Raw genomic sequence first — 14676 nt, 5'->3', positions numbered from 1 at the left:
GTTCTTGTATCCAGCCGGGGTCACCTACGAACCACACCTGGGTTAAATCACAAGGGGCATGCCCGTACCGGAAAAGGGAGAAGGCCCGCCAGGCAGATGCCTGACGGGCCTTCCGGAGAGTGACACCCGGCCTCAGCGGCCGGACTTGATCTCCTCGCGCTTCACGGGGCCGCCCACGGCCGGGGAGACCGGGGTCTCGGCCGGCTTCTCGACCGGGAAGAAGAAGCCCTTGATCGCCGGAGCCAGGGCACCGATGCGGTTCATCTTCTTCGGGACGACCCAGCCGGCGTACTCCAGCGGGATCGGGTGGCCGTGGTCGTCGACCGGGCCGAGCGGCTGGTGGATCTCGACGAACTGGCCGTTCGGGAGACGCTTGATGATGCCGGTCTCGACGCCGTGTGCCAGCACCTGGCGGTCGTGCTGTTGCAGACCGAGGCAGATGCGGAACGCGATGTAGTAGGCCAGCGGCGGCAGCACCACCAGTCCGATGCGGCCCGCCCAGGTCATCGCGTTCAGGCTGATGTGGAACTTGTCCGCGATCACGTCGTTGGCGCCGGACAGCGTGGCGACCAGGAAGAACGTCAGCGACATCATGCCGATGCCGACGCGCTCCGGGTTGTCCCGCGGGCGCTCGAGCAGGTGGTGGGTGCGCTTGTCCTTGAGCTTGCGCGCTTCCAGCCACGGGTACGCCATGGGCAGGGTGAACAGCGCGCCCAGGCCCACGACGGCCGGCCAGAACATCGGCGGGATGCTGTAGTTGAAGATGTAGATCTGCCAGTTCGGCATGAGCCGGACGAGACCGTCCATGAACATGACGTAGAAGTCTGGCTGCGAGGCAGACGACACCTCGGCCGCACGGTACGGCCCGAAGAGCCAGATCGGGTTGATCTGGAACACGCCGGCCATCAGCGCGATGACACCGAAGACGGCCATGAAGAAGCCGCCCTGCTTCATCGCGTAGCGCGGGAACATCCGCTCGCCGACCACGTTCTCGTTGGTGCGCAGCGGGCCCGGCCACTGGGTGTGCTTCTGCTTGAACACGATGCCCAGGTGGGCCGCGATCAGCGCGAGCAGGAGGCCCGGGATGAGCAGCACGTGCGCGATGTAGAACCGGCCGATGATCAGCTCGCCGGGGAACTCACCGCCGAAGACCGCCGCCGAGAGCCAGGTGCCGATGACCGGGATGGTCAGCATGATCGCCGAGGCGATGCGCAGACCGGTGCCGGAGAGGCCGTCGTCCGGGAGCGAGTAACCGGTGAAGCCGGCGAAGAAGCCCAGCAGGAAGAGCACGACGCCGATGACCCAGTTGATCTCACGCGGCTTGCGGAACGCGCCGGTGAAGAAGATGCGGGCCATGTGCACGATGATCGACGCCATGAACAGCAGCGCCGCCCAGTGGTGCATCTGCCGCATGAAGAGGCCGCCGCGGACCTCGAACGACAGGTGCAGCGTGGACGCGTAGGCCGCCGACATCTCGACGCCGCGCAGGCCCAGGTAGGAGCCGTCGTACGCCACCTCCCTCATCGACGGATCGAAGAAGAGGGTGAGGAACACGCCGCTGAGCAGCAGCACGATGAACGAGAACAGGGCGATCTCGCCGAACAGGAAGGACCAGTGGTCCGGGAAGACCTTGTTCAGCAGGCCGCGCAGCGGGGTGGCTGCCTGGAACCGGTCGTCCACCCCCTTGGCGAAGTTGGTCGGAGCCTCGGAGAGGTCCATCTTTCGGCGCTTCACGGCCGCTCCCAGAAGTCAGGTCCGACGGTGTCCTTGAAGTCGGACGCTGCCACGAAGAAACCTTCCTCGTCCACTGTAAGCGGCAGCATCGGCAGACGCCGGGTCGCGGGTCCGAAGACCGGCTGCGCGTTGTTGGTGATGAGGAACTGCGACTGGTGGCACGGGCAGAGAAGACGGTTGGTCTGCTGCTCGTAGAGGCTGGCGGGGCAGCCCGCGTGCGTGCAGATCTTGGAGTACGCGACGTAGTTGCCGTACATCGAGCCCTTGTTCCGGCCGTTGGCGTCCGCCTCGGCGTTCTTCCGGGTCTCGGCCGCGTCGTCCGCCCGGAGGTGGATGAGCAGCGTCGGCGAGTCGGCGTGCTGGTTGGTGGCGCCGTGCGGGATGCCCGGGAAGACGGTCATCTGGCCGCCCGTGCTGACGTCCTCGGGGCGGATCGGGGTGCCGTCCTCACGGGTGAGGCGGACCAGCTTGCCCCCGTTCTCCACCGGGTTGAAGCCGGTGCGGAACATCATCGGCTCGGGGTCGCCGTGCGGGTTCTTGATCAGGCCGCCGACCAGCGGGGCCGCGGCGGCCAGGCCGAGCGGCAGCATGCCGAGGCCGATCGCGCCCTTGAGCAGCGGCCGGCGCTGGACACCCAGCTCGTCCGCCACGTAGAGCATGGTCTGCCCGGTGATCAGGCGCTCGTCGTCGGACGACGGGTCGCCGTGCCGCTGCTGGATGGACAGCTCGTGCGGCAGCAGCTTCTTGGCCCAGGCGAGGATCGCGAAGCCGAGCGCCAGCAGGCCGAGGCCGAGCGTGACGCCCAGGATCGGCGTGTAGTAGTCGCTCATCGTGTCGCCGAGCTCGAACTCCCACGGCCAGACGATGTAGAAGACCAGGAACGCCGCGCTGAACAGGCCGGAGAGCAGGAACAGGAAGGAGATGTTGCGGACGACCCGCTTCTCCGCCTTGGAGTTCTGCCCGTGGAAGTGCGACTCGTACGTGACGATCTCGATGTCGTCGCGCCGGAGGCCTTCCTTGACGACGTCGAACCGCGTCAGGTGCGGGTCGTTGACGTCGACCGGCGTACCGGCGTCGCCGGAGTGATGGACCGCCGTCATGACTTCCCCGCAATCCAGAGAGACGTGAAGACCAGCAGGGTGATGCCGACCAGGAAGATGGCCATACCCTCGGTCGACGGCCCGTAACGGCCCAGGTTGAACAGACCGCCCGGGTCCCTGTCCTCCTGAAGCTGGACCTGGATGTAGGTGATGATCTGCTTCTTCTGGTCCGGCGTGAGCTGGTTGTCACCGAAGACCGGCATGTTCTGCGGGCCGGTGAGCATGGCGGCGTAGATCTGCTCGGCCGTGGCGTCGCCCAGGCTCGGGGCGAACTTGCCCGAGGAGAGCGCGCCGCCGCCGCCGCCGAAGCCGTGGCAGGAGGTGCAGTTGACCCGGAACAGCTTGCCGCCCTCGGCCAGCGCCTCCGGGTTGGCCTCCAGGTCCTTGACGAGCGGGCCGTCCGGAACCTCCGGGCCGCCGCCGAGCTCCTGGATGTACTGCCCGAGCTGCTCGGTCTGGGTCTCGTCGAACTGCGCCGGCTTCTGCTCGGCCTGGGCCTCCTGGCGGGTCATCGGCATGCGGCCGGTGCCGACCTGGAACTCCACCGAGGCGGAGCCGACGCCGATCAGGCTGGGTCCACGCCCGTCGACACCCTGGCCGTCACGCCCGTGACAGGTGATGCAGCTGGTGTCGTAGAGCGCCTTGCCCTCCTGCGCGGCAGCGGAGAGCGGGACGTTGTCCTCGGCGAAGGCGCCCGGGGTGAACGCGGTGTAGACGCCGCCGGCCAGCGCCAGTGCGGCGAACATGCGCGCCGCGGCGCCGAGCCTCCGGCGCACCCGGCTGGGCGCGCCGCGCCGCCGGGAGAACACCCGGGCACGCCTGCGGGCGGGGGTGTCAGAAGTCATGGGTTATGTCCCTCTGGTTTGTTGTTGCGATCCTCGCCGTCGGCGCTGCTACTGAAGCCAATAGATCATGGCGAACAGGGCGATCCACACCACGTCGACGAAGTGCCAGTAGTAGGACACGACGATGGCCGAGGTGGCCTGAGCCGGCGTGAAGCGGCCCATGGTCGTCCGGATCATGTAGATGATGAAGGCGATCAGGCCGCCGGTCACGTGCAGACCGTGGAACCCGGTCGTCAGGTAGAACATCGAGCCGTACCCATCACCGTTGATCTTGACGCCGTGGTGGACGAGCTCGACGTACTCGTTGACCTGACCGAGCACGAAGATCAGGCCCATCACGAAGGTGATCGTGAACCAGCGCCGCAGCGCGAACACGTCGCCCTTCTCGGCGGCGAAGACGCCGAGCTGGCAGGTCACCGACGAGAGAACCAGGATCACCGTGAACGTCGTGGCGTACGGAATGTTCAGGTGCGGGGTGTGCTCCTCCCACAGCGAGTAGTCCGCCGCACGGATGGAGAAGTACATCGCGAACAACGCCGCGAAGAACATGAGCTCGCTGGAGAGCCACACGATGGTCCCGACGCTGACCATGTTGGGTCGGGTCAGCGAGTGGATCCGGCTCTTGTCGATGGCTGCCGCTGTCACGGCCTCATTATTCATCCGAGATAGGCCCAAGGTCCTTCGGGGTCCCCAATCCGGCCGGGTGGGAGGCCCGGAATAATCCGTGAGCAGCGGGTAGGCCTAGCCTCGAGTGGTGCGTCTTCACGTTTTGCCCCTACTCGCGGCCGATGGCGGGGATACTGGTCTTCCGCCGTTCACCCCGGCGGCCGTCTTCACCGAACTCAACGTCTTCAGCCTGATCGCGCTGGGTCTGCTGGTGTCGGCGGCGCTCTACGGGTATGGCGTCTGGCGCCTACGACAGCGTGGTGACCACTGGCCGGCCGGGCGCACGGCGGCGTTCGTCGCGGGTGGACTGGGCTCGATCGCGGCGGTGACGGTCACCGGCATCGAGGCGTACGACACGACCCTGATCTCGGTGCACATGGTCCAGCACATGGTGCTGTCCATGGTGGGCCCGATCTTCCTGGCCCTGGGCGCGCCGACCACCCTGGCGCTGCGGGTCCTGCACGGGCCGCCGCGCAAGACGCTGCTCGCCGTGCTGCACAGCCGCTACGTCCGGGTCCTGACGTTCCCGCTGGTCGCGTTCGGGCTGTTCATCGCGAACCCGTTCGTCCTCTACTTCACCGGGGCGTACCGGCAGACCCTGGAGCACGTCTGGGTGCACGAGTTCGTCCACCTGCACTTCATCATCACCGGCTGCCTCTTCTTCTGGCCGCTGCTGGGCCTGGACCCGCTGCCGAACCGCTGGCCGTACCCGGGCCGCGCCCTGCTCATGGTGCTGAGCGTGCCGTTCCACACGGTGCTGGGGCTGACGATCATGCAGAGCACCGAGCTGCTCGGCGGCGACTGGTACCCGAGCCTGGGCCTGAGCTGGCTGGATCCCAAGGCCGACCAGGTCACCGCGGGCGGGATCCTGTGGGCCGGCGGCGAGATCGTCAGCGTCACGATGCTCGGCATCCTGGTGGTCCAGTGGATCCGTCAGTCGGAGCGTGAGGCCCGCCGGATCGACCGTGCCCTGGACCGTGCCGAGGCGGCCGAGAAAGCGGGCCGCCCGGCACCCGACGCCGGATAACAAGTTCGGTACGATCGGCGAGACCTAGGACGTGAGGTGGGGCACAAGATGAGCGAGTACACCGTTCTGCTCTACAGCGACGACGCCGCCGTGCGAGACCGGATCCGGCTCGCCATCGGCACGCGTCCCGCCGCTGATCTCAAGGTCGAGTTCTGCGAGGCGGCCTCCTGGGAGGAGTGCCGCCGGCTGCTCGACGAGTACGAGATCGACCTGATGATGCTGGACGGCGAGGCGACCCCCGCCGGCGGCATCGGGATCGCCCGTCAGACCAAGGACGAGTATCTGAACCCGCCGCCCACCTGCGTCGTCATCGCCCGTGCCGCGGACCGCTGGCTCGCCGCCTACGCGCAGGTCGACGCCACGCTGGTCGCCCCGCTCGACCCGGTGACCACCGGTCAGACGGTGGCCGGCATGCTCCGCGCCCGCCGCGACGGAGCCGTCCCGCTCGGCACCCTGGGCACCGTTCCCCGCTGACTTCTCTGACGACACCCTCTTTGGGAGGCCCCGCCATGGGCGCACGCACCTGGCCCAATCTGACCAGCGCACTGCTTCGTGGCGAGGAGCTCGCCACCGAGGACACCGCGTGGGCGATGGGCGAGATCATGGCCGGCAACGCGACGCCGGTGCAGATCGCCGGGTTCGCGATAGCGCTGCGGTCCAAGGGTGAGACTCCGGCCGAGCTGGCCGGCCTGGTGCAGGCGATGCTCGCCAGCGCCACGCTGGTCCAGCTGCCGGAGGAGACCCGGACCCGGGCGGTGGACGTGGTCGGCACCGGCGGCGACCGGGCCAACACGGTGAACATCTCCACCATGGCGGCGATCGTCACCGCCTCCGCCGGGGTGACCGTGGTCAAGCACGGCAACCGGTCGGCGTCCTCCACCACCGGCACGGCCGACCTGCTCGAGCACTTCGGCCTGCCGCTGGACCTGGGCCCGGCCGGGGTGGCCCGCACGGTCGAGGAGGCGGGCATCGGCTTCTGCTTCGCGGCCCGCTACCACCCGGGCATGCGGCACGCCGCGGTGACCCGGCGTGAGCTGGGCGTGCCGACCTTCTTCAACGTGCTGGGCCCGCTGACCAACCCGGCCCGCCCGACGGCGGCCATGGTGGGCTGCTTCGACCCGCGGATGGCCCCGGTGATGGCCGAGGTGTTCGCCGGGCGCGGCGACTCGGCGCTGGTGGTGCGCGGCGAGGACGGGCTGGACGAGTTCACCACGGCGGCGCCCACCCGGGTCTGGATGGCCCGGGACGGCAAGGTGGAGGAGCTGCTGGTCGACGCCGCCGACCTGGGCCTGGCGCGCAGCCGGCCGGCCGACCTGCGGGGTGGTGACGCGGCGTTCAACGCCGACGTGGCCCGCCGCACGTTCGCCGGTGAGCAGGGCCCGGTGCGCGACGCCGTGCTCCTCAACGCGGCGGCCGCGTTCGCGGCGCAGAGCGGCTTCCCGGGCGACTTCCACGAGACGCTGCGGGACGGCATCGAGCGGGCCGCCGCGGCGATCGACTCCGGCGCCACGACCGCCCGCCTGGACCGCTGGGTGGCGGCCGCGCAGGCGGCCAAGAGCGCCGAGTAGCCGCAAAATCCCGCAACACGCCGTCGCGAATGCTCACAGATGTCCGATATGCATGACAACGTCTGAATGACATTCGGGTAATCCGGCTTCCCGTGGAGGGAGAACCCCGTGCAGGAGCGCGAACTCCGGTGCGCCATCTGCGACGGCGACATGCTGTTCGAGGTGCCGCCGTGCGAGGACGGCCACGACGACTGCCCTGAGCTGGTCTGCACCCGCTGTGGAGCCGCTGAGGTGGTCGCCCCGATCGTCGTACACCTGTGGATGCCCGGCGGCGAGAAAAGGCGCGTAGCGCCCGCTCAGCGGTCTGCCGCCGCCTAGGCGCAACGAGAAAGCCCGCCTCCCCTGACGGGAAGGCGGGCTTTCCTCAGTCGGAGAGACTCAGAGGTGAGCTTCCGGGTGCCGGGTGCCCGAGTAGTACTCGAACAGCAGGCCGCACGAGGCGAAGATGACGCAGACCAGGCCGAAGGCCAGCAGCCACCACATCCAGAACACCAGGCCGATGCCGGCCACCGCCGCCGCCAGCGCGATGCCGAACGGCCAGTAGCTGCCCGGGCTGAAGAAGCCGACCTCGCCGGCGCCCTCGGCGATCTCGCCGTCCTCCCGGTCCTCCGGGCGCAGGTCGATACGCCGGGCGACGAACCAGAAGAAGCCCGCGCACATCGAGCACAGCAGTCCGGAGAGGATCAGCGCGACCACGCCGACCCACTCGGTGCCGCCCTCGTACCCGTCGGCGGTGCCGGACGCGTTCCCGGTGTTGAGCGTGTAGAGCCCGTACACGGCGGCCGCGCCGAAAAGGAACACGGCGACCGCGGCGAAGATCTTGTATTCGGTCCTCATCGAGAGTCCCCTTACTTCCCTGCGGCTACGGTCTCGGGCTGGTTCCAGGAGTGCTGCTGACGACGCGTGTTGAACGGCGACGTCTTCGTGGCGAACGGCTCCTCGCCGATCGCGATGAGCGCCTCCGGCGTCGACTGCCCGGCCTTCTTGGCCGCGAGGAACCGGTCGAACTCCTCGGCGGAGACCGTCACCAGCTCGAAGTTCATGAAAGCGTGGTACGTGCCGCACAGCTCGGCGCACCGGCCGACGTAACGGCCCTCCTTGTCGAGGGTCACCTCGAACACGTTGCGCACGCTGCCCGGGAAGACGTCCCGCTTGAACAGCATCTCCGGCACCCAGAACGAGTGGATGACGTCCCTGCTGGTCTCCTCGAACCGGATCGTCTGTCCGACCGGGAGGACCAGGATCGGGATCACGTCGGACGAGCCGAGGGTCGAGGCGACCGTGTTGGCCTTCTCGCCCATCCCGTCACGGTAGTTGAACTGCCAGTTCCACTTGAACGCCACGACCTCGACGACCTGGTCCGGGTTCTTGGACAGCTTGTCGACACTGGTCTGCACGACCGCGGTGTAGAAGAAGAGAACCGCGACGATCAGGATCGGCGTGACCGTGTAGAGGATCTCCATCGGCATGTTGAACCGGGTCTGCACGGGCAGCTCTTCGCCGCGCTTGCGGTACCGGATCACACACCAGAAGATCAGACCCCACACGCCGATGCCGACCGTCAGAGCGGCGATCGTCGACGCGATCCACAGGTCGTACATCTCGTGGGCCTGCAGACTGATACCCCGGCTCGGCCAGCCGAAGTTGCCGAATGCGGATCCCCACTGTTCGATCGAACAGCCCGAGAGCAGCGTCAGCAGCGTCGCGCCGCCGAGAACCAGCCCGGCCGCCCGGCCTACTGCCCGCGGCCGTGTGGCCGAACTCCTTGCGCCCACCTGCTTCTGCCTCCTTAGCAGCGCCGCCTGCCGAAACCGGACACCTGGCGGCAAGGCTCACTGACGGTCGCACACTACTCGACCAGGCCACGGCGATCAGCCACCGGGGGGCTCAGGGCCCTGGCGCGGGAGCGACCCGTCCCGGAAAACACCCGGACAACCGGACGATACCGTTCCCTGTGTGGATTACACAGGCGATCCGGCCGGGGCGCCCGCTTACCTGGACTCGGCCACCGCGGCGCCGCCGCATCCGGTGACACGGGAGGCGCTGCTCGCCGCCCTCGCCGACGGCTGGGCCGACCCGTCCCGGCTCTACGCGGCCGGGCGGCGGGCCCAGCAGCTGCACGAGGCGGCCACCGCGGTGGTCGCCGAGATCCTGGGCGTACGGGCGGACGAGGTGAGTTTCCAGCCCTCCGGCACGGCGGCGGCCCAGGCGGCGGTCCTCGGCGGGCTGGGCGGGCGCAAGCGGGTGGGCCGGGTGCTGGTGCACTCGGCGATCGAGCACTCGGCGGTGCTGCACGCCGCGCGTACGGCCGAGGCGGTGGAGGTCGGCGTGGACCGGCTGGGCCGGCTCGACCTGGACGCGTGGGGAACCGCGGTCCGGGCCGGCGGGGTGGCCCTGGCCGGCCTGATCAGTGCCAGTCACGAGGTGGGCACGGTGCAGCCGGTGGCCGCCGCCGCGGAGCTGTGCGCCGAGGCCGGGGTGCCGCTGTTCGTGGACGCGGCGCAGACCGTGGGCCGGGCGCCGGTGCCGCCGGGCTGGTCGCTGCTGAGCGCCTCGGCACACAAGTGGGGCGGTCCGGCGGGAGTCGGGGTGCTGGTGGTGCGCAAGGGTGTGCGCTGGCTCTCCCCGTACCCTCAAGATGATCTTTATAGCCCCCGCCACCCGGGCGCGCTCTCGCTGCCGGCCGTGGTCGCGGCGGCCGCGAGCCTCCGTGCCGTGGTGGCCGAGGCGCGGAGCGAGGCGGTCCGGCTGAGCGCCCTGGTCGACCGGATCCGGGAGCGGGTGGCCGCCACCGTGCCGGACGTGGAGATCGTCGGCGACCCGGTCGAGCGGCTGCCGCACCTGGTCACGTTCAGCTGCCTGTACGTCGACGGCGAGGCCCTGCTGCACGCCCTGGACCGGCACGGTTTCGCCGTCTCGTCCGGTTCCTCCTGCACCTCGTCGACGCTGCGCCCGAGTCACGTGCTGGAGGCGATGGGTGTGCTCAGCCACGGCAACGTCCGGGTGTCGCTGCACCGGGAGACCACCGAGGCGGACGTCGAGAGATTCCTCACCGTGCTGCCGGACGTGGTGGCCGCCATCCGGAAGGAGGCCGGGATCTGATCACCCTGGACTGCCGGGGCCTGCGCTGCCCGATCCCGGTGATCCGGCTGGCCAGGGCCATTCCGGCGGTGGCGGTCGGGGAGATCGTGCGGGTGCTCGCCGACGACCCGGCCGCGGCCAACGACATCCCCGCCTGGTGCCGGATGAAGGGCCAGGAGTTCGTCGCCGCCGACGGCCAGGCCTTCGACGTGAGAAGAGTTACTTGAGCGGAGCGGAGCCGGTCAGCTCAGATAGCCCACCACCGAGGGGACCGGGTCCTTGGCCAGGTGGGTGTCGACGACCAGGCGCGGGCCCAGATAGGGCTCGTACTCCGCCTGGCGCTCCAGGACCCGCACCCAGTCCGGGATGCCCTCGTGGTCGCGCGCCTTGAACCGCTCCTCGACCCGGCGCCGGTGCTCCACGTCGTCGCCGCAGATCACCTCGACGACCCGCAGCGGCACCTCCATCCGCTCGGCCAGGTCCACCCAGAGCTGCCGCGCCGCCCGGACCGGGTTCACCGCGTCGATGATCACGTGGTGGCCGATCCGGAGCTGCTCCTCGGCCACCGCGGCCACCACCCCGTAGGCGGCGTAGCCGGGCCGGGGCTCCTGCACCCCGTACCGCCGCAGTGTGAAGTCGACCGTGTCGACGGCCAGGACCGTCGCGGGCAACTCGGCGGCCACCGCGGCGGCCAGGGTGCTCTTACCGACGCCGGGGAGCCCGGCGAAGACCGCTAACACCATGTCGTGGTCACGCCGGGAGCAGCGGCGCGACCTCCGCGGCCGCCTCGTCGCCGTACGCCGACGCGAACCGCTTCGTGAATTCGGGAGCCTTGATGTCGTACTCCTGGGTGCCGACCGTCTCCAGCACCAGGGCCGCGACCAGCGAGCCGACCTGGGCCGACCGCTCCAGGCCGAGCCCCCACGAGACACCGGCGAAGAAGCCGGCCCGGAAGCCGTCGCCCACCCCGGTCGGGTCCTCGCCGATGACGTCCGGGACGACCGGCACGTGGATCCGCTCGATCCCCCGGCCGGTGATCTCCACACCGTCCTTGCCGAGCGTGGTGACCCGGATCTTCACCTGCTCCAGCACCTGGTCGCCGGTGAGGCCGGCCTTGGTCTCCAGCAGGGACCGCTCGTACTCGTTGGTCAGCAGGAACTCCGCGCCGCTGATCAGGCTCAGCACGTCCGAGCCGTCCATCCGGGCGAGCTGCTGCGACGGGTCGGCGGCGAACGCGTAACCCCGCTCGCGGCACTCCTCGGAGTGCCGGATCATCGCGGCCGGGTCGTTCGCGCCGACCAGCACCAGGTCGAGGCCGCCGGCCCGCTCGTGCACCGGCCGCAGCTCGATGTTGCGCGCCTCGGCCATCGCCCCGGCGTAGAAGGAGGCGATCTGGTTGAGGTCGTCGTCGGTGGTGCAGACGAACCGGGCGGTGTGCGCTGTGTCGCTGACGTGCACCGAGCCGCAGTCCACCCCGTGCCGCTCGAGCCAGGAACGGTAGTCACCGAAGTCGGCGCCGACCGCGCCGACCAGGATCGGGCGCAGGCCCAGCTTGCCCATCCCGAAGGCCATGTTGGGGGCGACACCGCCGCGGCGGACCACGAGGTCGTCGACGAGGAAGGAGAGCGAGACCTTGTGCAACTGGTCCGCGATGAGCTGGTCGGCGAACCTGCCGGGGAAGTGCATCAGATGGTCGGTGGCGATCGAGCCGGTGACGGCGATCTTCATTTCGGCCCTCGGGGTAGGGAACAGGGGGCGTTACGGGTTGAGACTACCGGCCCGAAGCAGCGAACAGGCCGCCCCGTACAACGGGACGGCCTGTTCAAAGGTTGTCTCAGTGGAACGAGTCGCCACAGGCGCAGGAGTTCTGCGCGTTCGGGTTGTCGATGGTGAAACCCTGAGCGTCGATCCGGTCGGCGAAGTCGATGGTCGCGCCCGCAAGATACGGAGCGCTCATCCGGTCCACCACGACCTCGACGCCGTCGAAGTCGCTGACGACGTCCCCGTCGAGCGAACGCTCGTCGAAGAAGAGCTGGTAACGCAGGCCGGAGCAGCCACCGGGCTGTACGGCGATGCGCAGACGCAGGTCGTCGCGCCCCTCCTGCTCGATCAGGGCCTTGACCTTCACCGCGGCGACGTCGGTGAGGATGACGCCGGTCGGGGCGGTCGCCTCGGTCGACTCGGTGTGCGCTTCAGTGGTCACTAGGTATCTCCCTGCCAGGTGCGGTCATGTGCCGTACCAGGCAACGCTAACCCCAATCCCCGGGATTCCCAATCCGGGGCCGAACAGATCACCTGCACCTCACCTGCTCCACTGCCCGGCCAGGCGACCCGCGAGTTCCCGCAGGCCACGGGCCGGTTCCGCGAGAGCCGTCTCGACGTCGCCGAAATGCTCCACCAGAGTGTGCGTCTCGGTGACCCCGGCCGCCGCGGCCTCCCGGTGCCCGGTCTCGTTGCGGCCGGCCAGCACCACGCACGGCAGGCCCCGGTCGCGGGCCCCGGCGGCGATCCCGGCGACCACCTTGCCCCGCAGCGACTGGTGGTCGAAGGAACCCTCGCCGGTGATCACCAGGTCGGCGGCGTCCAGTTCGCGGTCCAGGCCGATCAGGTTCGTGACCAGGTTGATGCCGGAGGTGACCGTGCCGCCGAGGGCGATCAGGGCGGCGCCCAGACCGCCGGCCGCGCCGCCGCCCGGGCGGGTGGCCAGATCCTCGATCCCGAACGCCTTCTCCAGCACGCCGGCGAAGTGCCCCAGGGCGGCGTCCAGGCGCAGCACGTCCTCCCGGCCGGCGCCCTTCTGCGGGCCGAAGACGTTGCTGGCGCCGTGCAGACCGGTCAGCGGGTTGTCCACATCGGTGGCGGCGACCAGGCGCACCTGCCGCAGCCGGGGGACACCGCCCAGGGCGGCCGCGGTGATCAGCGGGATCCCGCCGTACGGCAGGGCCTGGCCGGCGTCGTCGACCGGGGCGGCGCCCAGCGCGGCCAGCATGCCGGCGCCGGCGTCGTTGACCGCGGAGCCGCCCAGCCCGACGACCACCTCGGCCGCTCCGGTCTCGACGGCGGCGGCCAGCAGCAGGCCCAGGCCCCACGAGGTGGTCACCCTGGGGTCGCGTTCGGCGGCGGAGAGCAGGTGCAGGCCACAGGCCTGGGCGCTCTCCACGTAGGCGACGCCGTCCGCGTACAGGATCTCGCCCCGGGCCGGGCGGCCGAGCGGGTCGACGGTGTCCACCGGGATCCGCCGGCCGTCCAGCGCGGCGGCCAGGACCTCGACGAATCCGGGGCCGCCGTCGGCGAGCGGCCGTTGCACGAGGACGTCACCCGGGACGGACCAGCCGTCGGCGACGGCCTGGGCGACTTCGGGGGCGGAAAGGGTACCGGCGAACTTGTCCGGACAGATCAGTACGCGCACACCGCGAGTGTGGCAGCACACCCTCCGGGGCGCAGCTACCGTCTCATCCGCTGTGCGAACATGGCTGGCGTGACGTCGACCTGGACCGAACCCGCGAACACCCCTGTGGCTCTGCTCCTGCTCGGGCAGGGCACCGACCCGGCCAGCGAGCGGGGCGTGGACTGCCCCGGTGAGCTGCCCGCCCCGAGCGACCCGGACCTGGTGGCCCGGGCCGAGGCGGCGAAGGCGGCGCTCGGCGACCGGGTGTTCGTGCTGGGGCATCACTACCAGCGCGACGAGGTGATCCGCTTCGCCGATGTGACGGGCGACTCGTTCAAGCTGGCCCAGCAGGCGGCGGCCCGCCCGTCCGCCGAGTTCATCGTTTTCTGCGGTGTCCACTTCATGGCCGAGAGCGCCGACATCCTGACCGGTAAAGAGCAGCGGGTCATCCTGCCCGACCTCGCGGCCGGCTGCTCGATGGCCGACATGGCGGTGCTCGGCCAGGTCGAGACGGCGTGGGAGCACTTCCAGGACCTCGGCATCGCGGGCGACATCGTCCCGGTGACGTATATGAACTCGTCCGCCGACATCAAGGGCTTCGTCGGCCGCAACCGGGGCGTGGTGTGCACGTCGTCGAATGCGAAGCGCGCCCTGGACTGGTCGTTCGAGCAGGGGTCGAAGGTGTTCTTCCTGCCCGACCAGCACCTGGGCCGCAACACCGCCGTGCTGGAGATGGGTTTCGACCTGGACGACTGCGTCCTCTACGACCCGCACAAGCCGCAGGGCGGCCTGACCGACGAGCAGCTGCGGAACGCCCGGATGATCCTGTGGCGGGGCCACTGCTCGGTGCACGGCCGGTTCACCATCGACAGCGTCCGCGAGGTGCGTGAGCGGGTGCCGGGCGTCAACGTCCTGGTGCACCCGGAGTGCCGTCACGACGTGGTCCGGGCGGCCGACTACGTGGGCTCCACGGAGTACATCATCAAGGCCCTGGACGCGGCCGAGCCCGGTTCGGCCTGGGCCGTCGGCACGGAGCTGAACCTGGTCCGCCGTCTCGCGCTGGCCCACCCGGACAAACAGATCATGTTCCTCGACCGGACGGTCTGCTACTGCTCCACCATGAACCGGATCGACCTCCCCCACCTGGTGTGGACGCTGGAGGAACTGGTCGCCGGACGGGTGCCGAACGTGATCACGGTGGACGAGAAGACCGCCCATGAGGCCCGGGTCGCCCTCGACCAGATGCTCGCCTTGCCGTAACTCTGAG

Annotated in this window: 17 protein-coding genes; 7 read left to right on the top strand and 10 right to left on the bottom strand. The window is 69.7% G+C overall.

The features are described 5' to 3' along the window. Nucleotides 1-132: 132 nt before the first annotated feature. Genes qcrB through ctaE form a run of 4 tightly spaced genes read right to left on the bottom strand, consistent with a single transcriptional unit; the run spans nt 133 to nt 4324 of the window. A complete protein-coding gene (qcrB, locus tag IEZ13_RS24400; RefSeq protein ID WP_183226017.1) occupies nt 133-1734 on the bottom strand; it encodes a cytochrome bc1 complex cytochrome b subunit in 1602 nt (533 codons plus the stop codon). Then, on the bottom strand, nt 1731-2834 hold the full coding sequence (qcrA, locus tag IEZ13_RS24395) for a cytochrome bc1 complex Rieske iron-sulfur subunit (RefSeq protein WP_183226018.1): 1104 nt from the start codon (nt 2832-2834) through the stop codon (nt 1731-1733). Before qcrA ends, qcrB begins: the two co-directional genes overlap by 4 nt. Continuing rightward, complete coding sequence (gene qcrC, locus IEZ13_RS24390; RefSeq protein ID WP_183226019.1) at nt 2831-3679, bottom strand: cytochrome bc1 complex diheme cytochrome c subunit; 849 nt, start codon at nt 3677-3679, stop codon at nt 2831-2833. The genes qcrA and qcrC overlap by 4 nt, the downstream gene beginning before the upstream one ends. 48 nt (nt 3680-3727) lie before the next feature. Further along, nucleotides 3728-4324, bottom strand: coding sequence for an aa3-type cytochrome oxidase subunit III (gene ctaE, locus IEZ13_RS24385; RefSeq protein ID WP_183226020.1), 597 nt, complete (start codon nt 4322-4324; stop codon nt 3728-3730). Nucleotides 4325-4433: 109 nt separating this feature from the next. Between ctaE and IEZ13_RS24380 the strand changes: the two genes are divergently transcribed. The 4 genes from IEZ13_RS24380 (at nt 4434) to IEZ13_RS24365 (ending at nt 7258) form a co-directional block, all read left to right on the top strand. Beyond that, nucleotides 4434-5372 (top strand): cytochrome c oxidase assembly protein, encoded by a 939-nt coding sequence (locus IEZ13_RS24380; RefSeq protein WP_229794957.1) that lies wholly within the window; start codon nt 4434-4436, stop codon nt 5370-5372. 48 nt (nt 5373-5420) lie between these two features. Then, the gene (locus IEZ13_RS24375) at nt 5421-5846 is read left to right on the top strand and encodes a hypothetical protein (protein WP_183226021.1); all 426 of its coding nucleotides are present in this window, start codon (nt 5421-5423) and stop codon (nt 5844-5846) included. Nucleotides 5847-5881: 35 nt separating this feature from the next. Further along, nucleotides 5882-6940: an anthranilate phosphoribosyltransferase gene (gene trpD / locus IEZ13_RS24370; RefSeq protein ID WP_183226022.1), complete on the top strand. Its 1059-nt coding sequence runs from the start codon at nt 5882-5884 to the stop codon at nt 6938-6940. Between the two features lie 108 nt (nt 6941-7048). Continuing rightward, nucleotides 7049-7258, top strand: coding sequence for a hypothetical protein (locus IEZ13_RS24365; protein WP_183226023.1), 210 nt, complete (start codon nt 7049-7051; stop codon nt 7256-7258). A gap of 60 nt (nt 7259-7318) precedes the next feature. Here the strand turns inward: IEZ13_RS24365 and IEZ13_RS24360 are convergent, their stop codons facing one another. Beyond that, the gene (locus IEZ13_RS24360; RefSeq protein ID WP_183226024.1) at nt 7319-7777 is read right to left on the bottom strand and encodes a cytochrome c oxidase subunit 4; all 459 of its coding nucleotides are present in this window, start codon (nt 7775-7777) and stop codon (nt 7319-7321) included. 11 nt (nt 7778-7788) lie between these two features. Continuing rightward, the gene (ctaC, locus tag IEZ13_RS24355; protein WP_183226025.1) at nt 7789-8715 is read right to left on the bottom strand and encodes an aa3-type cytochrome oxidase subunit II; all 927 of its coding nucleotides are present in this window, start codon (nt 8713-8715) and stop codon (nt 7789-7791) included. Between the two features lie 181 nt (nt 8716-8896). On the opposite strand from ctaC, the gene IEZ13_RS24350 reads away from it, so the two are divergent. Beyond that, nucleotides 8897-10042, top strand: a complete 1146-nt coding sequence (locus IEZ13_RS24350; RefSeq protein WP_183226026.1) for a cysteine desulfurase family protein — start codon at nt 8897-8899, stop codon at nt 10040-10042. After that, the gene (locus tag IEZ13_RS24345; protein ID WP_183226151.1) at nt 10039-10248 is read left to right on the top strand and encodes a sulfurtransferase TusA family protein; all 210 of its coding nucleotides are present in this window, start codon (nt 10039-10041) and stop codon (nt 10246-10248) included. Before IEZ13_RS24350 ends, IEZ13_RS24345 begins: the two co-directional genes overlap by 4 nt. Nucleotides 10249-10263: 15 nt before the next feature. Here the strand turns inward: IEZ13_RS24345 and IEZ13_RS24340 are convergent, their stop codons facing one another. The 4 genes from IEZ13_RS24340 to IEZ13_RS24325 all read right to left on the bottom strand — a co-directional run bounded on the left by IEZ13_RS24340 (nt 10264) and on the right by IEZ13_RS24325 (nt 13430). Next, nucleotides 10264-10764, bottom strand: a complete 501-nt coding sequence (locus tag IEZ13_RS24340) for a P-loop nucleotide/nucleoside kinase family protein (protein ID WP_183226027.1) — start codon at nt 10762-10764, stop codon at nt 10264-10266. Between the two features lie 7 nt (nt 10765-10771). Beyond that, the gene (locus IEZ13_RS24335) at nt 10772-11749 is read right to left on the bottom strand and encodes a carbohydrate kinase family protein (RefSeq protein ID WP_183226028.1); all 978 of its coding nucleotides are present in this window, start codon (nt 11747-11749) and stop codon (nt 10772-10774) included. Between the two features lie 106 nt (nt 11750-11855). After that, nucleotides 11856-12224, bottom strand: coding sequence for an iron-sulfur cluster insertion protein ErpA (erpA, locus tag IEZ13_RS24330; RefSeq protein WP_183226029.1), 369 nt, complete (start codon nt 12222-12224; stop codon nt 11856-11858). 99 nt (nt 12225-12323) lie between these two features. After that, nucleotides 12324-13430, bottom strand: a complete 1107-nt coding sequence (locus IEZ13_RS24325) for a glycerate kinase family protein (RefSeq protein ID WP_183226030.1) — start codon at nt 13428-13430, stop codon at nt 12324-12326. A gap of 60 nt (nt 13431-13490) precedes the next feature. Between IEZ13_RS24325 and nadA the strand changes: the two genes are divergently transcribed. Then, on the top strand, nt 13491-14669 hold the full coding sequence (gene nadA, locus IEZ13_RS24320) for a quinolinate synthase NadA (RefSeq protein ID WP_183226031.1): 1179 nt from the start codon (nt 13491-13493) through the stop codon (nt 14667-14669). Nucleotides 14670-14676 lie beyond the last annotated feature (7 nt).

The organism is Actinoplanes campanulatus, from assembly GCF_014647795.1.
GTDB lineage: Bacteria > Actinomycetota > Actinomycetes > Mycobacteriales > Micromonosporaceae > Actinoplanes > Actinoplanes campanulatus.
The sequence above is the reverse complement of the archived record's forward strand: the minus strand, read 5'-3'. Positions and strand labels throughout refer to the sequence as shown.

Excerpts from the sequence above, each read along its gene's own strand:
- trpD (WP_183226022.1), top strand. The coding sequence starts at position 5,882 with ATGGGCGCACGCACCTGGCCCAATCTGACCAGCGCACTGCTTCGTGGC.
- qcrA (WP_183226018.1), bottom strand. The coding sequence starts at position 2,834 with ATGACGGCGGTCCATCACTCCGGCGACGCCGGTACGCCGGTCGACGTC.
- IEZ13_RS24340 (WP_183226027.1), bottom strand. The coding sequence starts at position 10,764 with ATGGTGTTAGCGGTCTTCGCCGGGCTCCCCGGCGTCGGTAAGAGCACC.
- qcrC (WP_183226019.1), bottom strand. The coding sequence starts at position 3,679 with ATGACTTCTGACACCCCCGCCCGCAGGCGTGCCCGGGTGTTCTCCCGG.
- IEZ13_RS24375 (WP_183226021.1), top strand. The coding sequence starts at position 5,421 with ATGAGCGAGTACACCGTTCTGCTCTACAGCGACGACGCCGCCGTGCGA.
- IEZ13_RS24360 (WP_183226024.1), bottom strand. The coding sequence starts at position 7,777 with ATGAGGACCGAATACAAGATCTTCGCCGCGGTCGCCGTGTTCCTTTTC.
- nadA (WP_183226031.1), top strand. The coding sequence starts at position 13,491 with ATGGCTGGCGTGACGTCGACCTGGACCGAACCCGCGAACACCCCTGTG.
- IEZ13_RS24335 (WP_183226028.1), bottom strand. The coding sequence starts at position 11,749 with ATGAAGATCGCCGTCACCGGCTCGATCGCCACCGACCATCTGATGCAC.